The following is a 20,537-nucleotide window of genomic DNA, read 5'->3' as shown; positions in this document are numbered from 1 at the left end:
TCCGGCCTTCGCCGGATCACCGCGCTGCTCACAGTCCGAGGCGCATCCGGAGTTTCGGCGGCTCCTCGCCGACCACCTCGAAGCCGAGGCGTTCGTACAGGTCACGGGCGCGGTTGAGCTCCAGCACGTGCAACTCGACAGCCGACGCACCCGACTCCTTCGCGCGCTCGACCAGCCGGCGCAACAACGCCGTACCCACACCGCGGTCCTGTACTTCGGGGGCGATCTCGATCCTGGACACGTAGAACGTGGCGGCGTCGGCCGGCCCGGCCTGAACCATCCCGGCCGGCTGACCGCCGACCAGAACGATCTCGATGGTTGCCGGCTCGAACCAGTTCCGGTGGAACTGCCGTTGCACCTCGTCGTCCCACCCGCCCCAGGTCGCCTCGATCACCTCGCCGAGCGTGCGGCGGTGCAGGTCGTACAGGAACTCGTCGTCGGCGCGCGTGGCCGGCCGGAGCCGGACGTCTTCCATCACAGTCCTCCACCCTGTCCAGAAGGTCGCCTGTCCAGAAGGTTGCCTGGCGCAACGATCAGGCGAAGATGTCGACCAGGGCCGAGCCGCGGTCGGTGCGGCGGACCAGGATGCTCTTGCCCTGCCGGATCCGCTCGACCAGACCGGCCGACTCCAGCGTATTGCAGTGATGCGTCGCGGTGCTCGGCGCACAGCTGAGCTCGGCCGCCAGCTGGCTCATGCTCATCGGCAGCACCAGCCGGCGGAGGATCTCGGCCCGGACATGACCGATGACCGTGGCCAGCGCGTCGCTGGACTCGCGGACCGGAAGGCCGGCCGGCGACCAGGACGCCAGCGCGCCGGGCAGTGCGTAGCCGATCACGACCGCGACCGGATCGCTGTTCTCCACCACCATCGAGTTCGGGGCCGAGATCATCGGCGCGAGCACGATCTTGCGGTTGCCGACCGGAACCTTCACCCGCCCGTCCAGGATGAACCCGTCGCGGTCGAAGCGGATCCGCGGTGAGAGCGTGTTCAGCAGGGTGTGCGTGGCGCCGCGTTCGAGCAGGTTCTCGTGCCGGCGCAGTTCGCCGTCGATCGCGGACCGCGACCGCGACCAGGCATCGCGCCCCGGGCCGCTCCACACGTCGGCGAGCACGTCACCGAGCGCGCGGGACCACCGGGCCGGCTGCTCCGCGGCCGCCCGCCATACCGGCGGGATGCGGTCGCCGTAGATCTCGACGAGGTTGTTGCGCAGCTGGTCGTTGTGGTTGGACCGCAACGCCTCGATCTGGGTCTCCATCGGCAGGTCGGCGACCGGGTTCAGCGGCGCGACCGCGGACGGGATCTGCCGGCGTGGCCCGGGCTGCACGACCATCGGGCGCATCGCCGCGCGGCCGGCCGGCGTGTGCACCACCGCGAGCAACCGCAGCCGCAGCAGCTTCGGTATCCCCTTGCCGTCTCCGAGCAGCGCCTGCAGCGTCACCGACAGCATCGACAGGTCGGGTACCAGCACGGAGCGCGGTTCGATGGCCATCCTTTTCTCCCGGTCACGCAGGAAGTCAGTCCTTGTCCGATGGTCGGCCCGGGCCGGGGTCACGCACCATCATTTCAACGAACCTCGAAATGTCCGGTGACGCGATGGAAGGGGAGTGACACGGAGGGCGACTTTCGGTAACCTTTTCGTGATGTTCACCGCGTAGCTGACTGAGAACGGGGCTTGGGAAGCGCATGGCCATCGCAGGTGCAAGCACGGCTGCCCGCAGGGTCGCCGACCACAGATTCACCGACGATCCCGACGACGAGGACGAACTGATCCGGCTCGCGCAAGCGGGCGACGGCGCCGCCTTCGGGCAGCTCTACGATCGGTACCTGCCGTCGATCTACCGCTACACCTACAGCAAGACCTCGTCCCGCAGCGCGGCCGAGGATCTGACCAGCGAGACGTTCCTGCGGGCGTTTCGCGCGATCGCCCGCCGGCCGCGGGCCGAGCTGAACTTCGCGGCCTGGCTCGTCACCATCGCCCGGAACGTCGTCATCGATCACCACCGCTCCGGCTGGAGCCGGCTGGCGATCGTGACCGACGAGGTCGGGCCTCAGATCGACGAGTCGGTCGGGCCGGAGCAGGCCGCGTTGCTGTCGGTGAGTACGGCGACGGTGCGCGACGCACTCACCCGCCTGCCCGACGACCAACGCGAATGCCTGGTGCTGCGCTTCTTCGCGGGTCTGTCGATCAGCGAGACCGCAGCGGCGATGGACCGCACCGACGGGGCGATCAAACAGCTCCAGTTCCGGGCCACCAACCGTCTGCGCCAGGTGGTCAAGGATCGTTGACGAACGCAAGCAAACCGAGGCACGGCGAGGTGCTCGTGCCGGGATGCTAGTCGTCGGGTTCGTCGGTGGTGGCCAACGTGATCAGTCGCTCGGCGACCAGAGCGCAGCGTTGTTCGGCGGCGTTGCGGCCGGCGCCGGCGAACCGGAGGCGGGCTGAGGCGGTCAACGGTTCGGCCCTCACCTCGATGAGCGCTCCCCCGGGCCGCGACTGCACCTTGACTGCTACCCGGACCCAGCCGCCCAGCCCGCTGCGCAGGCGGACCACCAGTTCATGATCGGGCCGCCACCTGTCGACGACCGCGACGATCAGGTGCCGGTTGTGCATGTGGCGGCCGCGCAGCTCCTTGCCGGTGTCCCGCTCCACTACGCAGCCCGTCTCCGGCCAGCTGAACCCGGCGCGCAGCGGAGACGGTACGGCGACCATCCAGTCGGCGAACGTTTCCGGGTCACGGATCACCGCCATGACAGCATCAACGCCAACGGCGCCGAACCGCCATGCCATCACCATCGAAGCCGTTTCCTGTCCGCCGCCAGCGCCAAGTCTCGTGTCTACCAGCTACCCCGGCCACACGGCACCTTTCACACGCCCGGCTGGACCCCCGGCGAACGTAACCCGAGTCACGTCCTCACAACTCGTACGCCGGTACGGCGACCGCCGTGACCACGATGTGCATCACCATGAGTCCGGCGACCGCGGTGCCGGAGGTGTGCGGGATGAAGCCGGTGGCCAGCAGGAGCAGGTCCGGCATCATCGACAGGACCAGCACGACCGGGACGAGCACGCGGAGTACGGAGTGCGGCCGGGCGGACCGGCGTACGACGGCGCGCCAGCCGGCGAAGCCGATCGCGACGCCGACCAGGGTGAACGGGATGAACACCGGTGGGGTCAGCGGGCGGAACGTCTGGTCGGCGCCGAGCGCCACCGCACCGCGCGCGACCAGGTAGTTCAGGACGCCCGCGACGACCGCGGCAGTCACGAGCAGGATCAGGCGCCGGCGGTCGACCGCCACCGGCTGCTGCACATCGATCGACGCCATCGGGCACCTCCGTCAACGGTACGAATCTCGTACTAATGACAGTAGTCGGGCCGCTCGCGAAGCACCAGCGATCCCGGCAAACAGTCCGAAACTCGTACTGTCAGTCGTCCTGGCCGGCGATCACCGCGGTCAGCAGCACGCCGAGCGTGTCCCGCTCGGCCGGGTCGAGCACCCGCAGCATCCGCCGTACCTCGGTGCGCAGCCGGCGCTCGAACTCCTCGGCGACCTCGGCGCCGTGATCGGTCGGCGTGACCACGAAGTTCCGCCGGTCGGCCGCATCCGGGACGCGTTCGACCAAGCCGGCCGACTCCATCCGGGCGACCACGCCGGTCATCGTGGACTTGGTCAACCGCAACGCCGATCCGAGCCCGAGCATGTTCGTCGGCCGGCGATGAAGGATGAACAGCAACCGGGCCTGTTGCATGGTCAGGCCGAGGTCCGAGCTGATCCGCTCGTAGTGCTCGGTCACGGCCGTGGCCGCCCGGATCAACGCCGGTCCCGCCGCCAACGTCTTCGCCGCCATGCCGCCCCTTCCGTCTTCCCCTCAACTCAGCGGGTCAGCCCAACCTTAGTCCGGCCGTGGCCTGCGATTTCCCGCAACACGACGGTGAACTTTTCGGCGGTGCCCGGAATCCAATGCGGTACGACGGAGGCGAGGATGTCTCCGCACCAGGGGAGGACGATCCATATGTTTCGCAAGACCGTAGGTCTGGCTTCGGCCGCGGTGCTCGCACTGGGGCTGGGCGCGGCCGCAGCATCGGCGGCGCAGGCAAAGCCGGCAGCACAATCGGGTACCACCGCCACCACCGCGGCGTGTGCGCTCCGGCTCGGGTCGGTGACGGCCAACGGCGCCTTCACCAGCAGGATGATCAACGCCACGGCGCCGATCACCGTCGGCGGCGTCCGGGGCACGGCCGGGGTCTTCCCGGCGAACGGGGTCCAGCACATCAGCACCGTCGTCGGCACGCCGCTCGGGACCAGCGGTGAGTCGCGGACCGGGCTGACCGTCATGGGCGGCGCCCTGTACTCGAGCTCGTTCGTCGTCGACGGCGAGAGCCAGATCGACCCGCACTATCCCCACAACAATCTCCGCATCGGCGGCGGCTGGGCCAGCTACCGCTGGATCGAGCAGTCCATCAAGCGGGCGGCCGACGCCGGGTCCCCGGCCCGGACGACGCTCTACGCCCAGCGGACCAACGGCGTGATGGACCGTTGGGTTGCCGAAGGCACCGGATGGCGCTCGACCGGCGGTGTCGGCGGGCTCAGCACGGTGAAGTCGATGGCGCTGATCGGCCGCACCGACACCACGGAGACCTTCATCGCCAACACCCGCGCCGGCACGCTGCTGACGGTCACCTGGCCGACGAAGTACAACGCCACGACGGTGGGCAAGACGGTTCGCACCGCGACCTGGCAGGGCTTCGAGCAGCTCATCGCCACCAACTGCGGGGCGAGCGGAACGCTCCTGCTCGGCATCGACCGCGACACCAAGTCCGGTTACCTGTACGCCGTTGGCCACGCCAACGGAACGAGCACGGTGATCAAGAGCCTGGGCAAGGTCCCGCTGACCTTCTCGGACCCGCAGTACTTCCGCATCGCCCCCAAGTACGACACCCTCAACGGCGGCTAGTCCCACGGCAGTAACCCCCGGCGGCCGGCCACTCCAATGAGGTCGGCCGCCGGGGGCAGTCAGGCGATCTGGAACTAGCTGTCGCGGGTCGCGATGCCCGGGTAGTCGAGGACGAGCCCGGAGGCGTCGTACGTCAGGTCGCACGCGAAGTCGAACGTCGCCGACTCGTAGCCGAAGACGTGCCGCTGCTCGTCGGAGCTCAGCAGGGTGTATCGCTGCTCGATCCGGATCACACTCAGATCGTCCGCCTGGACGAACGCCGCCGGGACCTCGAGCGTCTCGCCGACCACGAACGGCAGCCGATGGATCGGCAGCGTGTTCGTGACCGCTGACGACTCGAAGTCCACGTCCAGGCAGCCGTCGAGGTCCGGCCGGGCCGATCCGTCCACACTCCAGCGGCCGTCCGCACCCCGCTCGAGCGCGACCTCGCGATCACCCGACGCCGTCGAGCCGGCCGCGTGCACGGTCCTCGTCAACCAGTCCTCGTCGACGTCGATCTCATATCCGACGAACCAGGTCGATGGACCCTCGCGCGCCGACGTCCGCCCCCGCAGCCGGTGACCGTCCACGAACAGCACCTCGAAGCCGGTCCGCACTCCCCCGTGGGTCCAGGACGCGGCCCGGGGCATCGATTTCAGCTGCATCCTGAGACTCTAGCCAGACGTGTGTTCGGAGGGCGACCATCTGACCGGCGTCGGACGGTCTCGTGTTCGAGGACTGACACGGTTGAGCATGATGGCGGACTAGCGCCTATCGTTCGTCGGAGGGCGCTTTCCGTTGGAGGGGTGATGCTGGACCGGTCGGAGTCCGCGCTGGGCGTTGTGCTCCGGTCGCGGTTCTACCGCTCGGCGTTCCTCGCGCTGCTGATCGCCGGTATCGGCATGTCGGCGGCCACTCCGCAGCTCACGCTCTTCCTGGTCCGGGAGCTCGGTACGCCGTTGCCGGTCGCCGGCCTGTACTCCGTCACGAACCTGGCTGCCCCGCTCGCCGGGTTCCTGGTCGGACGGTGGTCCGACCGGAGCCGCGACCGGCTGCTGTGGTTCCGGATCTGCTCGGTCGTCGGCGGCGTCGGCTGGCTGGCGATGGCGGCGGCGGACGTGGTGTGGCTGCCGTTCGTGATCAGCGCGCTGGCGCTGAGCATCGCCGGCGGCTCGATGGCGACGCTGTTCGCCGCGTGCCGGGACGAGCTGAGCCGGCACCCGACGCGCGCCGAGAACCGGATTGTCGCGACCATCCGGATGGCGTTCACCGCGGGCTGGATCCTCGGTCCGGTGGTCGGCAGCTGGTTCGGCGGCCAGTTCGGGCTGCGGGCGCTGCTGGTGGGGACGGCTGTCTGCGTGTTCGCCCAGATGATCCCGCTCGGTCGCCAGCGGGTCGAGCGGTACGTCGCCCCGCCGACCGCCGAACCGGCTGAGCATTCGGGGCGCCGGCGGATCGACCACATGATGCCGCTGCTCGCCTTCACCGCGGTCTGCGTGCTGGCGATGACCGGCGACACCATCAAGTTCGGCTACCTGCCGATCTACATGGCCGATCAGCTGCACGTCTCCGACACGATCCGCGGCGCCGTGATCGGCATCCAGCCGTTGCTCGAACTCGCCCTGCTGCCGGTCGTGGCGCTCCTGGCCGATCGGTTCGGCGGGATCCGCGCGATGACGGTCGGCGCCGTGCTCGGCCTGTCCGGCAACCTCGCCTATGCCCTGAGTACCTCGGTGGCCGGCCTGTTCGTCGGCCAGGCCTTGAACGCCGGTCTCTGGGCATGCGTGGGCGGGCTCGGCGTCACGATCGCCCAACGCCTCTACCCCGAAGGCGCCGGGACCGCGTCCGGCGTCTTCCTCGGCGCGATCCCGCTCGGCTCGGCGATCGGCGGCGTGATCGGCGGACTCGGCGTGGCCGCGATCGGCCTGCCGCACGTCTTCTTCATCCCGAGCTGCCTGACGGCGGTGGCGATCGTCGGTTTCGTGATCCTCGGCGTCCGCGAGAAGGCCTAACCGACGGCGGCCCGGATCGATTCGCGCAGTGAGCCGAGAGTGGCCACCACGGCGGTCGGTTCGTAACCGCAGTGGGCCATGCAGTTGGCGCAGCGCGGGTCCTTGCCGCGGCCGTAGCTGTCCCAATCGGTGTCGTCGATGAGCTCCTGGTAGGTCCCGACGTACCCGTCGTCCATCAGATAGCAGGGGCGTTGCCAGCCCTTCAGCGAGTACAGCGGGATCGCCCACGCCGTACAGCTGAAGTCGACCTTGCCCTCGAGGAAGTCGAGGAACAGCGGCGAGTGGTTGAGCCGCCACTTCTTCCGCCGGCCGTCGCCGAACGCCTTGCGGAACAGCTGCCGGGTCTCCTCCGGGCCGAGCCAGTGCTCCTGGTCCGGCGCCTTCTCGTACGCGAACCCGGGCGAGATCTGCATATTGTCAACCTTCAGATCGTCGTTCAGGTAGTCGAGTACGTCGATGACGTCCTGCGGGCTGTCGGTGTCGAAGAACGTGGTGTTGGTCATCACCCGGAAGCCGGCCGCCTGCGCCTGCTTGATCGCGTCGACCGCCTGGTCGAAGACGCCGTCCTTGCAGACCGACTGGTCGTGCCGCTCGCGCAGTCCGTCGATGTGCACCATCCACGCGAAGTTCTTGTGCGGGGCGAACTTGTGCAGGTGCTTCGGCAGCAGCACGGCGTTCGTGCACAGGAACACGATCTTGCCCCGGGCAAGCAACTGCCGGACGATCTCGTCGATCTCCTTGTGCATCAAGGGTTCGCCGCCGGCGATCGACACCATCGGCGCGCCGCACTCCTCGACCGCGGCGACGGCCTGCTCGACCGGCATCCGCTGCTTCAGCCAGTCGTGCGTCTGCTGGATCTTGCCGCAGCCGGCACATTTCAGGTTGCACGCGTACAGCGGCTCGAGTTCGAGCAGGATCGGGAACTTCTCCCGGCGACGGAGCTTCTGCTTCATCAGGTATCCGCCCAGGCGGATGGACTGCCGTAGCGGCATGCTCACGGCTGACTCACCTCTTTCGGTAGCGCGAAGCGGACGTCCTCGGTCAGCGTCCCGTTCTCGGTGACGGCCACCGGTCCGAGCCCGGACAAGCAGCGGATCAGATTGTCGACAAGCACCGGCGGGGCGGACGCGCCCGCGGTGATCCCGATCCGTCCGGCGCCGGCCAGGCGGTGGAGTTCGAGCTCGCCCGCGTCGTCGACGAGTACCGCGGGCGTGCCTGCGGCCTCGGCGACCTCGGCGAGGCGTTTCGAGTTGGAGGAGTTCTCTGAGCCGAGCACGACGACGAGGTCGGACTGCGCCGCGATCTCGCGTACGCCGGCTTGGCGGTTGCTGGTGGCGTAGCAGATGTCGTCTCTGCGCGGTCCGGTCAGGTTGGGGAAGCGCCGCCGCAGTACTGCGGCTGTTTCGGCGGCTTCTTCGACGGCGAGGGTGGTTTGCATGGCGTAGCCGACCTTTGCGGGGTCCGGGAGCTGGACGGTCTCGGCCGCGGCGGGATCGGCGACGACGATCACGTGGTCCGGGGCTTCGCCCATCGTCCCGATCACTTCCTCGTGGTCGGGGTGGCCGATGAGTACGACGGTGGTGTCGCGGGCGGCGTACCGGCGTACCTCCTGATGCACCTTCGCGACGAGGGGGCAGGTCGCGTCGATGACCTGGAGCCGGCGCGCGGCGGCCTGCCTTCGGACGGCGGGTGCTACGCCGTGGGCAGCCAGGACGACGAGGCTGCCTTCGGGTACGACGTCCAACTCTTCGACGAAGACCGCACCGCGAGCTTCGAGAGCTTGGACGACATGTCGATTGTGAACAATCTGACGGCGGACAAAAACCGGCGCACCGAACCGCTCCAGCGCCCGCTCCACCGTCTCGATCGCCCGTTCGACCCCAGCGCAGAACGAGCGCGGCGCAGCAAGCAGCAACTGACGCTCCCCGGTCGCCGCCGCCCACGCGTCAAGCGCCGGTGCGGCCCGCCGAAGCCGCGCAAGCGCCTTGATCCCCCGGGCCGGCATCCCGACCCGACGCAACGGCCGCCCCGGCGTGTCGACCACCACCCGCACAACCACCGTCCGCCTGTCGTCCCCCGCCAACAACGCGGACTCCGTATCAACCCCGATAGCCCCACTCGCAGCCAGAGCAGCCCGCTCTCCAACCGAGTCCACGACATGGTCCGCGGTCACAACCGGCCCGACATGAACGGTCAACCCCAACCGCCGCAACTCCCCCGCCACCAACTCGGCCGCAAAACAAGGCACCCGCCGCACGTCTCCGGAGGAGTTCCCGACCCCCGCCGCCTCACGATCGACGCCCGGCATCACCCCCTGCACCTCCCCGCCGCCGACGCCCGGCGGTCCGGCTAGGCGGATCTCGCTGGCAACGATGATGTCGCCGGGGGCGATCCAGTCGACGAGCGCGCCCGCGACCCCGGCGATCAAGCTGGGACCTTGGGTGGGCCTTCCTCGCGATCGGCCGGTGCGGACGAGCGCGGTGGTCAGTTTGCCGCGGAGAGCGAAGTACTCGGCGTACAGCGGGGTGTAGACGACGGGCCTCATCGGTTTCTCCCGAGGTAGCGGCCCAGCGCCCAGATCGGGAAGACCACGCGATACAGGTGGTAGCCGATGTAGAAGTCGCCCGGGAAGCCTGTGCCGGTGTAGCGGTGCTCGTCCCAACCGCCATCGGACCGCTGGGTGTCGACGAGATAGCCGATGCCCCGCCGAACGGCGGCACCCCGTTCGTCCGCGGCGAGCAACGTGAGCAAGGCCCATGCGGTCTGCGACGGAGTCGAGTCGCCGCGGCCGATCCAGGATGGATCAGCGTACGAGCGCAGGTCCTCGCCCCACCCGCCGTCCGCGTTCTGATGCTCCTCCACCCACCGCACCGCACGCCGGACGACCGGATCCTCAGCAGACATCCCGACGGCGATCAACGCAGGTACCACGGCACCGGTGCCATAGACGTGGTTCGTCCCCCAGCGCCCGAACCACGACCCGTCCTTCTCCTGCGACTCCAGCAACCACTGCACCCCGCGCCGGCACTCCTCGGAATCGGTCCGCCCCTCCGCCGCCAGCATCTCCACCACATGCGCGGTCACATCGGCCGACGGCGGATCGATGACCGCACCGAAATCGCAGAACGGCAACTTCAACGGCGTCGTGTCGGTGTTGTCCGCATCGAACGCGCCCCAACCACCGTCCGCCGACTGCATCCCGGTCGTCCACCCGACCGCATCGTCCAAGGCCTCCCGCAACCGCTCGGCCTCAGGATGATCCACCCGCCGCAAGGCCAGCACGATCTCCGCGGTGTCATCGGTATCGGGATAACCGTCGTTCGCGAACTCGAACGCCCACCCGCCGGACACCAACCCGGGCCGCCGCACCTGCCAGTCACCCGGAGCATCGATCTGCTCCGCCAGCAACCAATCAGTTGCCTTGAGCACCGTTTTGTCGTCCGGGTCGGCACCGGCATCGAGCAACGCCCCGACGGCCAGCCCGGTGTCCCACACCGGCGACTGGCACGCCTCCAACCACCGCGCCGGGCCCTCGGCGGTCTCCGTACGCACCGTGAATCCTTCGAGCCCACGCAACCCGGCCGCCATCACCGGATGGTCGATCGCGTAGCCCATCAGATCCAGCGCGATCAGCGAGTAGACCCACGGCGGCTGGATACCACCCCACCCCCCATCGGCCTCCTGCCGAGCCACGATCCACTCCACCGCCCGACGCATCGCCAGCCGCCGCAGCCCCTTGGACGGTCCACGCGGCCCCCACCGCGAGTACGCATTCAGTACGACGTCCAGCCGCTGGAACGCACCCTCCAACGCCCACGGAGCGGCCCGCGTCGCAGCCGCCTTACCGGCACGCAACTCCTCGATGGTGAACGAGACCGGCCGCACCGGGCGATGGGCGCTGACGATCGTCAACGGCACGATCGTCTGCCGTGCCCAGCACGCCCAGTTGTAGACGTTCAACGGCGCCCAGCGCGGCAGGAAGATCAACTCCGGCGGCAGATCAGGGCAGTCGTCCCACTCCCACAGCCCGAACAACGCCAGCCAGATATGCGTGAAGACCCGCGCCCTTTCCACCCCACCCGCCGAGCGGACGAACGATGCGGCCTTCAGCATGTGCGGACCGGCTGGATCGTCCCCCGCCATCCGCAACGCGACCCACGACTCCACCGTCGTGGACAGATCCCCCGGCCCGTCGGGGAACGTCGCCCAGGTGCCGTCGTCACGTTGCTGCGACCGGATCCACCGCGCGGTCTCGACGTCCGTCTGCGCGGTCGCCACGCCGAGGAAGTGCCGCAGCATCAGATCCTCGGCGTCCATCGTCACATTGGTTGCCAGGTCCCCCTTCCACCAACCGTCGTCGTGCTGCAACGAGCGCAGGTACGCCACCGCCGCGTCCAGACATTCCTCGACACGTACGTCGGCGCCGGCCACCTGCTCGGCCGTCACAGCTGCCGCTCCGCGATGAACTGAGCCAGCTGATCAAGGTTGTCCGACGCGACACCCGCGGCATCGAGCGCCTTCCCGGCCTTCCGCACGCGCTCCTCGGCTTCCGCCAGCGCCCACTCCCGACCGCCCGCGTTCTCCACCAGTGCGGCGGCCCGTCGTACGTCGTCCTCGCCCGGAGTCCCCGGCTCCGCGAACCAGGCGGCCAACTCGCGCCCGCACGCACCGCCGTACTCGAGGGACCAGACCACCGGCAGCGTCTTCTTGTGCGCACGCAGATCGGAGAACACCGGCTTGCCCGTCTTCTCCGGCGCTCCCCAGATGCCGAGCAGATCGTCGACAATCTGGAACGCCAGGCCGAGCTCCCGGCCGTACGTGCGGAACGCCTCGCAGGTCGCCGGATCGCCACCGGCCAGGATCGCCCCGAGCTCGGCCGACGCGCCGAGCAGCGAACCGGTCTTGCCGGCCGCCATGTCCAGGCACTCCGGCAGACTGACCGACTCACGGCGTTCGAACGCGACGTCCAGGACCTGTCCACGGATCAGCTCGCGCGTGGCGACAGCGAGTGTGTGTCCGGCGTGGACGGCGTACGGCGAGTTGCACTCGGCAAGTACTTCGTCGGCGAGACAAGCGAGCGCATCGCCGACGAGGACCGCGGTGGCGTCGCCCCAGATCGCCCAGACGGTACGGCGGTGGCGGCGTTGCGTATCGCGATCCATCAGGTCGTCGTGGATGAGCGAGAAGTTGTGGATCAACTCCACCGCTACACCACCGGGCACCGCGGGCTCCGATGATCCGCAGACGGCCTCGGCCACGAGCAGGGTCAGACCTGGCCGGATCGCCTTGCCGGAGTTGGCGCCGGTCGGCCGGCCTTGCTCGTCGCACCAACCGAAGTGATACGTCGAGACCAGCCGGCTGTGCTCGTCGAGCCGCTGCAATGCGTGCCGCAACGGCGGATCGACCAGCTCCCGCCCGCGGGCCAGCAGATCCAGGACGTTTGTTGCCGCAGGCATCCTCTCCACAGCTGTCACGAGACCACGTCCTTCGTTGCGGCCGGCAACCTCAGGACGGACGCTGCCGCGGACTCGCCGCTGCGGACGGCGCCTTCCATGGTGGCCGGCCAGCCGGTGGCTGTCCAGGCACCCGCCAGGTGCAGACCGGGGCGAGAGGTGGTCGCGCCGGGGCGGAAGCGGCCGGTGCCTGGCGCCGGCCGGAAGGTGGCATTTCGCTCTCGGGTCACGAAGAACTCCTTCACACGCGCGTCGGCGGCCGCGGGAAGCAGCCGCCGCAGGGCAGGCACCAGCACGTCGCGCAGTTCGCCGACCGGCGTGTCGATCAACTTGTCGGCCGCCGACAGGGACACCGCGATGTACTGCTCACTCCGATCGCTCCCGCTCTGGACGGTCCGATCGAAGACCCACTGGAGCGGGCTGTCGACGCCGGCAACGAACGGCTCGTCGAGCACCACGCGGTCGAACACCACGTGTGCGTTGACGATCGGGGAGCTGCCGAGTGCCTCCGCCCACCCGGCCGGCAAGTCCACCGCGTCGTCCGGCAGCAGTCCCGCAGCCTCGGCCGGCGGCACCGCCAGTACTACGTCGTCGTACCTCTCCCCCTCGATCGCCCAACCACCATCCGCCGCATCCACCGCATCCAAGGCCCGAACCCGCGCCCGCAACCGAACAGCCACCCCAGCAGCCGTCAGCGCCCGCGCAGCAGCCTCACCATGCAATTGCTGCAACGGCACCAACGACCACCCGATATCTGCAGCGTCGCTTCGCTCCAGCAAGCCGACCTGGAACACGGTCGCCGCCACCGCGAGAGATGCGTCGTCGGCACGCGAATTCAGCGTCGCGATCCCGATCAGTTCCCACAGCGCCTCCACCGCCCGCGCATCCTGTCCATGAGCCGCCAGCCAACCCCCGAAGGACTGCGCATCCGTCTCCGCCGCGGTCCGATCCACCCTCCCCATCGCCAACGCACCCCGCACCGCGGCGGCCCGCTCGGACATGCTGAGCCACCGGTACGTCGCCAACGCCGGCCCGAGATGCAATGGCGCCGGCATCCCGTTCCGCCGGATCCGCCCCACGCCCGCGCGCTGTCCACTCCGCACCGGTACGTCGAGCCGCCGCTGCAGCTGGACCTGATCCCGCACCCCGAGCCGATCGAGCAGCCGCAGGTACGACGTACAGCACCGAAGGAAGACGTGCTGCCCGTTGTCGATCCACCGCCCGTCCCGCTCGAACGAATGCGTCAGCCCGCCCAGCTTCGGCCGTACCTCGAGCAGCACGACCGCGCACCCCGCGTCGGCCAGCCGCAGCGCGGCAGTGATCCCGGCCAGACCACCTCCGACGACTGCGACCCTTCTCATGAACGAGCTCCCGCCAGCGAGGCGAGCGCGACCTGTGCCTTCTCCCCCGCCGACAACGACAATCGCTGGTCGTACACGAGCACGGGATTCGCTCCGATCCGGCGGAGCAGGTGGTGGTAGATGCCTGACATCGCGCGGCAGGACGCCCCGCTGCGCCAGTCCAGGTACGGCAGGAGACGCCAGCCGAGTGAGTACCAGTCCTGCGCGCGACCGGCGGCATAGCGGATGTAGCCGGCCAAGTGACCTTGCGGATCGTCGAGGTTGCCGTGCTCGTCGAGCTCGATCCGGACGTCGAAGCGCTCCAGTTCGTCGGCCGGCAGGTAGATCCGGTCGTTGGTCAGGTCCTCGCGGATGTCGCGGAGGATGTTCGTCTGCTGCAGCGCGATCCCGAGCTGGTCGGCGTACAGGGCGAGCGTTTCGAGGTCCGAGCCGGTCGGGCCGAAGATCGACAGACACAGCCGGCCGACCGAACCCGCGACGCGCCGGCAGTACACGACCAGCTCGTCGAAGTCGCCGATGCGGACCTCGGCCAGGTCCGTCTCCACGCCCGCGACCAGTTCCTCGAACGCGCCGAGCGGGACGGGGTACCGGCGCGCGGCGTCGGCGACCGCGACGTACACCGGCTCGTCGAGATCCCCGAGCCGGCCCAGATCCTTGCGAACCCCGGCCAGTGCGGTCCGCTTCTCCTCCAGCGGCAGGTCTCCGTCGCCGATGTCGTCGATCCGCCGGGCCAACGCGTACAGCGCCGACAAGGCGTTCCGCTTCGGCGGTGGCAGTAGCCGGATGCCGTAGTAGAAGTTGCGCGCCTCGGTCCGTGTGATCTCCAGGCAGGCGGCGTACGCCTCCGCAACCGTCGGCGTCATCGAGCGACCGCCTTGACCAGCAACCGGACGGTATCGACCTTGGACGGCTGCGCTTGTCGCGCCAGCACGTCGCCACCGGTACGACGTAACGCGCGGACCGTCGCCTGGCCGCCGGCCACGAACCCGGCCACCGACACCCGCGCCCAGCCACGCAATCGGCCGATGATCGCTGCACCTTCGTCGAGCATCTTTGCGGCCCTCGCAGTCTCGAATGTCATCAAGTCGCGCAGTTGCCGCGTCGCCCGATCGCGGTCGAGATCGGCTTCGGCCACGCCGTACGTTGTCAGGTCCGCCTGCGGCACGTAGATCCGGCCGGCGCGACGGTCCTCGCCCACGTCCTGCCAGTGCTCGACCAGCTGCAACGCCGTACATACCAGGTCGGACAGGCGCTCGGTCTCGGGATCGTTGACGTCGAAGACACCAAGCACCAGGCGGCCGACGGGATCGGCGGACAGGCGGCAGTAGCCGACGAGCTCCTCGAAGGTCCGGTACCGCGTGACCGTCTGGTCCTGCAGGTTGGCCTTGATCAGGCGGTGGAAGGGATCGGCCGTCAGCTCGTGCCGCCGGACGATCGGGCACAGCCGGCGCAGCACCGGATGCTCCGGCTCGTCGCCGGCCCAGATGCGGTCGAGGTCGACCGCGAACGCCCGCAGGGCCGCCGTACGGTCTCCGGCGTAGCTGTCGCCGAGCTCGTCGACGGTCCGCGCGTAGCCGTAGACAGCGTGCAACGATTCCCGGTGAGCGGCAGGCAGGAACTTCAGTGCGACCGGAAAGTTCTCGGTGTGCTCCCTTCTCCCCAGCTGACGATGCGAAGCGGTGTTCTGCACTCCGTCTGGATGCACAGTTCCATGATGGGAAGCGGTTTCATGCCAACTCTGCCCCGCTGGGGAACATTCGGCGAGCCGAAATTTGTCACGGCGTTACAGTTGCCCCGATGGGTTCCTCCGGAGGAGTCGTCCATGACCATCGCAACCTTCGACCGCGCGCGGCTCGAGGACGCCTTGCTCGACGGGCTGCCCGACCTGGTGGCCGAAGTACGCGACCGGCTGGCCGAGCACTGGCCGGACTACGCTGCCTTCCTCGACACCGACCGGGACGCGGTCGTCAAACCCGCCGAGCTGTTCGTGCACCGGCTGCTCGACATGTCGATCGCCAACCTGATCAACCCCGCGACCACGCTCGAACGCGCCGACGAGACGGTACGCCGGGTCTTCGAGGAGATCGGCCGACGCCAGCTGCAGGAGGGCAACGACCTCACCCGGCTGCTCACCGCGTTCCAGCTCGGCGCCCGGGTCGCCTGGCGGCATGTCGCCGCCACCGCACTCCGGCTGGACTTCGCGCCGGACAACCTTGCGGCCTTGGCCGATTCGGTGTTCGTCTTCGTCAACCAGCTGTCGTTCTCCGCGGCCAACGGCTACCTGCAGGAGCAGATCGACGACGCGATGGCGCGCGAACGACGCCGCGAGGACCTGGCGAATCTGCTGCTGTCCGGCCGCGCCGGCACCGAAGCGATCCGGATCGCCGCGCAGCAGGCCGCCTGGCGGATCCCGGCAACCGCGGCCGTCGTCATCTACAGCGACGGCGACCAGGAGCACGCGGGGACGCTGGTGGCCCGGCTCGAGCCCGGCGCCCTGCCGATCCGCCGCAACGCGGTGGTGGTCGGCGCGATCGTGCCGGAGCCGTCCGGCCCGGGGCGCCGGCTGCAGCTGAGCCGCGAGCTCGCCGGGATGGGTGCCGTGGTCGGGAACTCGGTGGCGCTGGCCCAGCTCCCCCGCAGCCTGGAGATCGCCCGCATCGCGGTACGGCTGCGGAACACCGGCGTCCTGACCGACGACCCGGTGTTCGCCGACGAGCATCTCGACGCGCTGATCGTGTGGCGCGACGAGGCCCTGGTCGCCGCGTTGCGCGACGAGATGCTCGCGCCGCTCGAAGGCGAGACCGAGGCTGCCCGCGAGCGACTCGCGGAGACCCTGGCCAGCTGGTTGCGGCACTTCGGCGACCGGCAGGCGATCGCCCACGAGCTGAGCATCCACCCGCAGACCGTCCGCTACCGGATGGCGCGGCTCAGAGCGCTGTACGGCGATCGCCTGGACGACCCCGAGTCACGCGCGCGCCTCTTCCTCGCCCTCGAGTGGCCCGGTCCGTAGGCCGTCGAGCGCGCGGTGCAGGTGAGCCGCCAGAGCCGGACCGTCGATCAGCTGCGGATCGGTCGCCAGCCCCACGCCGAGGATGCCGGTCCAGCTCAGCGCACCGACGGCGAGCGGAGTCCCCGGGACCAGCGGCAGGATCGGGTACACCCGGTCGTGGGGCACACCCGCGAACGACATCCGGTCGGTCGGGCCGGGCATGTTCGACACCACCGCATGCAGGAATCGCTGCCCGTAGACGGTCGGCGCGAACCACTGCGCGAACGGCTCCGGCACGATCCGCAGCCCGGTCGCCAGCACGAACCGGGAAGCCAGCGCCCGCGTCGGCCGCTGCAGCCGCCGCTTCGTCCGCGCCGACACCTCGGCGAGCAACTCGTCGAACGGACGCCCGTCCACCGGCACCTCGACCATGATCGCGGCCGTCGCATTGCCCTCCGCCGCGCTGTCCGGAGTACGCACCATCGTCGTGACCGAGAAGCGCAGGGCACCGTTCACCGACCGGGCGAGTCCGGGCGCGACCGCGTACACGCCGTCGGCGAGCAAGGCGATCAGCAGGTCGGTCACCCGTACGCCGCGGGTGGTGGCGGCTCGCCGTACGACGTCGAGCTCGATCGCGGCGGTGCCGAACTCGCGGCGCAACGAGCCGGGCGGGAGCTTCGCCGCGGTCCCGTCCGTCGCGAGCTGGGCGAGACCGACGGTCGTCGCCGCGGTTCGGGTCAGCCGGCCGGGGACCGCGCCGGGCGGCAGCTCGATCCTGGTCCGGGGCTCGAAGAGGCTGAAGGTCTGCAGGACCGTTCCGATGCCGTCGGCAATCGAATGGTGGACCAGCACCACCAGCCCGTCGGCCCCGCCCGGGCCGATGTCGCGGACGATCGCGATCCGCCACATCGGGCGGTCCCTGGGCATCGGCTGCTCGGCGAGCTCGCCGATGTAGCGCAGCAGACCGGCGTACCCGTCGGTGGACTGATGCTCGACGACGTGCCAGTCCAGGTCGACGTCGTCGGCCTCGATCCACCGTGGTCGCCGCCACCGCGAGGACGGACCGAGCCGCTGGTGCATCCGCGGCAGCTGCGCGAACCCGTCGGCGACGAGCTTGCGGATCTCGTCGATGGTGGGCCGCTGGTCGGTCGGCTCGAGGACGACGACACCGCCGACGTGCTGCGGAGCGCCGGTCCGCTCGATGTGCAGGAAGAACGCGTCGGCCGACGCTACGGCGATGCCTTTCACCGGCCCTCCCCGGTCCGCGACGCAACCTGCTCACCGAACCGTGCGGACAGGCGCCGGTACAACCCCGGTGCGAGGGCGCGGACGGCGGGCGCGACGCGCAACCAGCCGGGGATCCAGATCTCGGCGCGGTCGTTGGCGATGCCGTCAACCAACGCCCGTGCAACGTCGGTCGCGGGCAGCGGACGCGGGCGCTTACGGTCGTACGGCCGGCCGCGAGCGCTGAAGAAGCCGGTGTCGACGACGCCCAGAACAGTCAGGCTCACGGATACACCACTACCACGAAGTTCGAGTCGGAGGCTTTCGGCGAAGACGTCGAGGGCGGCCTTGGTGGCGGCGTACACGGCTTCACCGGCAACCGCCGTACGTCCGGCGATCGATCCTACGAGCGCGATATGCCCGCTGCCCTGCGCGACCATCGACGGCAGCAGGCAACGAGCCAACTGCAGCGGCGCGAGCAGATCGACAGCCACCAGCCGATCGATCTCGTCGGCGTGCATCTGCGCGAACGGTCCCGACCACCCGAGTCCCGCATTCGCCACCAGGACGTCGATCTGCCCGTGGGCGCCGAGCGCATCCGCTGCAATCGCGGCCGCCGCGCCGGGCTCAGCGAGATCACCGAGCACCGGCACTCCCCCGACCCGGTCTGCTACAGCTGCCGTTCGCGCGTCGTCCCGCCCGTGCACCACGACCCGGGCCCCGGCCTCAGCGAGCCGCTCCGCCACAGCGGCGCCGATTCCCGCCGATCCGCCGGTGACAAGCGCGACCTTCCCGTCCAGCCGCATCGAACCTCCCGCCTGTGCACGCACCTCCAGCATGCACCCGACGGGACGCCACCCGGCCGAATCACACGAGCCGAATCACACGAGGTAACGGTCTCCCGGGCGCACGATCCGGAGCCAGCGGCAACCGTACGGCGCGACGTCGAGCGACATCACCCCGTCGTCACCGACGCTCGCCGTCCCCTCGGTCAGCAGGTCGACCGCGCGAACGCCGACACCGGCGCCGGCGACGGCCACCTCGACGCCGACGGCCGTCGGCGCGAAGTTGTGCACGGCAACGATCGTCCCGTCCTCGTGGTCGGAGCGGTGCGCGAACACCGACGGCTCCCCGGTCTCGAGGATCGTGCAGGCACCCCAGGACAGCTCCGGGCACTCGCGGTACCGCAGGATCAGCAGCTTGATCCAGTTGAACAGGGAATCGGGGTCGCGCCGCTGGGCCGCGACGTTCACGTTCTTCGGACCGAACTCACCCTCGACCATCGGAGCGGCCAGCTGGGACGGGTCGGCCGTCGAGAAGCCGCCGTTCAGATCGGCCGTCCACTGCATCGGGGTCCGGACCGCGTGCCGGTCCGGGGCGGCGAGGTTCTCACCCATCCCGATCTCCTCGCCGTAGAAGACCACCGGCGTACCGGGGAGCGAGAAGAGCAGGCTGTAGACCATCCGGATCCGGGCCGGGTCGTTGCCCAGCATCGGCGGCAGCCGGCGGCGCAGACCGCGCCCGTACAGCTGCATGTCCTTGTCCGGCCCGAACGCGTCGAACACCTCCTGCCGCTCGGCGCCGGACAGCTTGTCGAGGGTCAGCTCGTCGTGGTTGCGGACGAACGTCCCCCACTGCGCCGCCTCCGGCGGGTCCGGCCGGTCCCGCAGCGCCTTCACCAGTTCGGCCGGGTCGTTGCGGGCCAGTGACAGGTAGAGCCGCTGCATGGCAATGAAGTCGAAGCACATCGTCAGCTCGTCGCCGTCCTCGTCGCCGAAGAAGCGCCGTACGTCGGGATAGGGCAGATTGACCTCGCCGAGCAGCATCGACTGCCCCTGCCGCCGGTCCAGGAACGCCCGCACGTCCCGCAGGTAGTCGTGCGGATCCGGCAGGTTGCCCGCATCCTCGGCCCCGGCGGTGTCGAGCAGGAACGGCACCGCGTCCACCCGGAAGCCGGACAGCCCGAGCTCCGACCAGAACCCGACCACCCGCTCGATCTCCTCGCGCACCTCGCGATTCGCGACGTCGAGATCCGGCTGGAACTTGTAGAACCGATGCAGGTAGTACTGGCCCGCTTCTTCGTCGTACTGCCACAGGCTCGTCTCCTGATCCGGGAAGACGATGCCCTTGTCCGCGTCCGGCGGCGGCTCGTCCCGCCAGACGTACCAGCCGCGGTACGGCGACTCGCGGGACGACCGTGCGCTCTGGAACCACGGGTGCTGGTCCGAGGTGTGGTTGACGACGAGATCGGCGATCACCCGGATCCCGCGATCGCGGGCCAGCGTGATCAGCTCGACCAGGTCGCCGTGCGTACCGAGGCGTGGGTCGACGCCGTAGAAGTCGGTGATGTCGTAGCCGTCGTCACGGTCGGGCGTCGGGTAGAACGGCATCAGCCACAGACACGTCACGCCCAGCTCGGCCAGATGGTCGATCCGCTGGCAGACCCCGTGCAGGTCTCCCCGCCCGTCGCCGTCGGTGTCGAAGAAGGTCTCGACGTCGAGGCAGTAGATGACCGCGTTCTTCCACCAGACGTCGGCTGTCTCGCTGAGGCGCATACGGGGCCGG

20 protein-coding genes are annotated in these 20,537 nt (G+C 69.6%); 4 read left to right on the top strand and 16 right to left on the bottom strand.

The annotated features are described in order from the left end of the window. Window positions 1-28: 28 nt before the first annotated feature. On the bottom strand, window positions 29-475 hold the full coding sequence (locus ACIA58_RS22145) for a GNAT family N-acetyltransferase (protein WP_396405628.1): 447 nt from the start codon (window positions 473-475) through the stop codon (window positions 29-31). 58 nt (window positions 476-533) lie between these two features. Then, window positions 534-1,490 (bottom strand): ArsR/SmtB family transcription factor, encoded by a 957-nt coding sequence (locus ACIA58_RS22140; protein WP_396405627.1) that lies wholly within the window; start codon window positions 1,488-1,490, stop codon window positions 534-536. Window positions 1,491-1,684: 194 nt separating this feature from the next. Between ACIA58_RS22140 and ACIA58_RS22135 the strand changes: the two genes are divergently transcribed. Beyond that, window positions 1,685-2,287 carry an RNA polymerase sigma factor gene (locus tag ACIA58_RS22135; protein ID WP_396405626.1) on the top strand — a complete coding sequence of 201 codons (603 nt, stop codon included), beginning with the start codon at window positions 1,685-1,687 and terminating at the stop codon, window positions 2,285-2,287. A gap of 46 nt (window positions 2,288-2,333) precedes the next feature. On the opposite strand, the gene ACIA58_RS22130 is transcribed toward ACIA58_RS22135, so the two are convergent. From ACIA58_RS22130 to ACIA58_RS22120, 3 genes are all read right to left on the bottom strand, one after another. Next, complete coding sequence (locus ACIA58_RS22130; protein WP_396405625.1) at window positions 2,334-2,750, bottom strand: hypothetical protein; 417 nt, start codon at window positions 2,748-2,750, stop codon at window positions 2,334-2,336. A 163-nt stretch (window positions 2,751-2,913) separates the two neighbouring features. Next, window positions 2,914-3,324 carry a DUF6069 family protein gene (locus ACIA58_RS22125; RefSeq protein WP_396405624.1) on the bottom strand — a complete coding sequence of 137 codons (411 nt, stop codon included), beginning with the start codon at window positions 3,322-3,324 and terminating at the stop codon, window positions 2,914-2,916. 100 nt (window positions 3,325-3,424) lie between these two features. Then, window positions 3,425-3,847 carry a MarR family winged helix-turn-helix transcriptional regulator gene (locus ACIA58_RS22120; RefSeq protein WP_396405623.1) on the bottom strand — a complete coding sequence of 141 codons (423 nt, stop codon included), beginning with the start codon at window positions 3,845-3,847 and terminating at the stop codon, window positions 3,425-3,427. Window positions 3,848-4,012: 165 nt separating this feature from the next. Here ACIA58_RS22120 and ACIA58_RS22115 point away from each other — a divergent pair, with 165 nt between their 5' ends. After that, window positions 4,013-4,954 carry a hypothetical protein gene (locus ACIA58_RS22115; protein WP_396405622.1) on the top strand — a complete coding sequence of 314 codons (942 nt, stop codon included), beginning with the start codon at window positions 4,013-4,015 and terminating at the stop codon, window positions 4,952-4,954. 74 nt (window positions 4,955-5,028) lie between these two features. On the opposite strand, the gene ACIA58_RS22110 is transcribed toward ACIA58_RS22115, so the two are convergent. After that, window positions 5,029-5,598: a putative glycolipid-binding domain-containing protein gene (locus ACIA58_RS22110; protein ID WP_396405621.1), complete on the bottom strand. Its 570-nt coding sequence runs from the start codon at window positions 5,596-5,598 to the stop codon at window positions 5,029-5,031. A gap of 144 nt (window positions 5,599-5,742) precedes the next feature. On the opposite strand from ACIA58_RS22110, the gene ACIA58_RS22105 reads away from it, so the two are divergent. Further along, on the top strand, window positions 5,743-6,945 hold the full coding sequence (locus tag ACIA58_RS22105) for an MFS transporter (protein WP_396405620.1): 1,203 nt from the start codon (window positions 5,743-5,745) through the stop codon (window positions 6,943-6,945). On the opposite strand, the gene hpnH is transcribed toward ACIA58_RS22105, so the two are convergent. Genes hpnH through hpnC form a run of 7 tightly spaced genes read right to left on the bottom strand, consistent with a single transcriptional unit; the run spans window position 6,942 to window position 15,464 of the window. Further along, window positions 6,942-7,937: an adenosyl-hopene transferase HpnH gene (hpnH, locus tag ACIA58_RS22100; RefSeq protein ID WP_396406499.1), complete on the bottom strand. Its 996-nt coding sequence runs from the start codon at window positions 7,935-7,937 to the stop codon at window positions 6,942-6,944. The genes ACIA58_RS22105 and hpnH overlap by 4 nt on opposite strands. Before the next feature lie 2 nt (window positions 7,938-7,939). Continuing rightward, a complete protein-coding gene (ispH, locus tag ACIA58_RS22095; RefSeq protein WP_396405619.1) occupies window positions 7,940-9,490 on the bottom strand; it encodes a 4-hydroxy-3-methylbut-2-enyl diphosphate reductase in 1,551 nt (516 codons plus the stop codon). Beyond that, window positions 9,487-11,391, bottom strand: a complete 1,905-nt coding sequence (gene shc / locus ACIA58_RS22090; RefSeq protein ID WP_396405618.1) for a squalene--hopene cyclase — start codon at window positions 11,389-11,391, stop codon at window positions 9,487-9,489. Before shc ends, ispH begins: the two co-directional genes overlap by 4 nt. Beyond that, window positions 11,388-12,419 carry a polyprenyl synthetase family protein gene (locus ACIA58_RS22085; RefSeq protein WP_396405617.1) on the bottom strand — a complete coding sequence of 344 codons (1,032 nt, stop codon included), beginning with the start codon at window positions 12,417-12,419 and terminating at the stop codon, window positions 11,388-11,390. The genes shc and ACIA58_RS22085 overlap by 4 nt, the downstream gene beginning before the upstream one ends. After that, entirely contained in the window at window positions 12,416-13,759 is a 1,344-nt protein-coding gene (gene hpnE, locus ACIA58_RS22080; protein ID WP_396405616.1) for a hydroxysqualene dehydroxylase HpnE, read from the bottom strand. The genes ACIA58_RS22085 and hpnE overlap by 4 nt, the downstream gene beginning before the upstream one ends. Continuing rightward, a complete protein-coding gene (locus tag ACIA58_RS22075) occupies window positions 13,756-14,622 on the bottom strand; it encodes a squalene/phytoene synthase family protein (protein ID WP_396405615.1) in 867 nt (288 codons plus the stop codon). Before ACIA58_RS22075 ends, hpnE begins: the two co-directional genes overlap by 4 nt. Beyond that, window positions 14,619-15,464 carry a squalene synthase HpnC gene (hpnC, locus tag ACIA58_RS22070; RefSeq protein ID WP_396405614.1) on the bottom strand — a complete coding sequence of 282 codons (846 nt, stop codon included), beginning with the start codon at window positions 15,462-15,464 and terminating at the stop codon, window positions 14,619-14,621. Before hpnC ends, ACIA58_RS22075 begins: the two co-directional genes overlap by 4 nt. A 117-nt stretch (window positions 15,465-15,581) precedes the next feature. Here hpnC and ACIA58_RS22065 point away from each other — a divergent pair, with 117 nt between their 5' ends. Beyond that, complete coding sequence (locus tag ACIA58_RS22065; protein ID WP_396405613.1) at window positions 15,582-16,769, top strand: PucR family transcriptional regulator; 1,188 nt, start codon at window positions 15,582-15,584, stop codon at window positions 16,767-16,769. Here ACIA58_RS22065 and ACIA58_RS22060 read toward each other — a convergent pair. The 3 genes from ACIA58_RS22060 to ACIA58_RS22050 all read right to left on the bottom strand — a co-directional run bounded on the left by ACIA58_RS22060 (window position 16,725) and on the right by ACIA58_RS22050 (window position 20,527). Then, the gene (locus ACIA58_RS22060; RefSeq protein WP_396405612.1) at window positions 16,725-17,996 is read right to left on the bottom strand and encodes a wax ester/triacylglycerol synthase domain-containing protein; all 1,272 of its coding nucleotides are present in this window, start codon (window positions 17,994-17,996) and stop codon (window positions 16,725-16,727) included. The genes ACIA58_RS22065 and ACIA58_RS22060 overlap by 45 nt on opposite strands. Then, on the bottom strand, window positions 17,993-18,778 hold the full coding sequence (locus ACIA58_RS22055; protein WP_396405611.1) for an SDR family NAD(P)-dependent oxidoreductase: 786 nt from the start codon (window positions 18,776-18,778) through the stop codon (window positions 17,993-17,995). The genes ACIA58_RS22060 and ACIA58_RS22055 overlap by 4 nt, the downstream gene beginning before the upstream one ends. A gap of 75 nt (window positions 18,779-18,853) precedes the next feature. Then, the gene (locus tag ACIA58_RS22050; protein WP_396405610.1) at window positions 18,854-20,527 is read right to left on the bottom strand and encodes an alpha-amylase family protein; all 1,674 of its coding nucleotides are present in this window, start codon (window positions 20,525-20,527) and stop codon (window positions 18,854-18,856) included. Window positions 20,528-20,537: the final 10 nt, after the last annotated feature.

The organism is Kribbella sp. NPDC051586 (genome assembly GCF_044453965.1).
Lineage (GTDB): Bacteria > Actinomycetota > Actinomycetes > Propionibacteriales > Kribbellaceae > Kribbella.
This window is presented reverse-complemented; position numbering and strand designations above follow the sequence as displayed.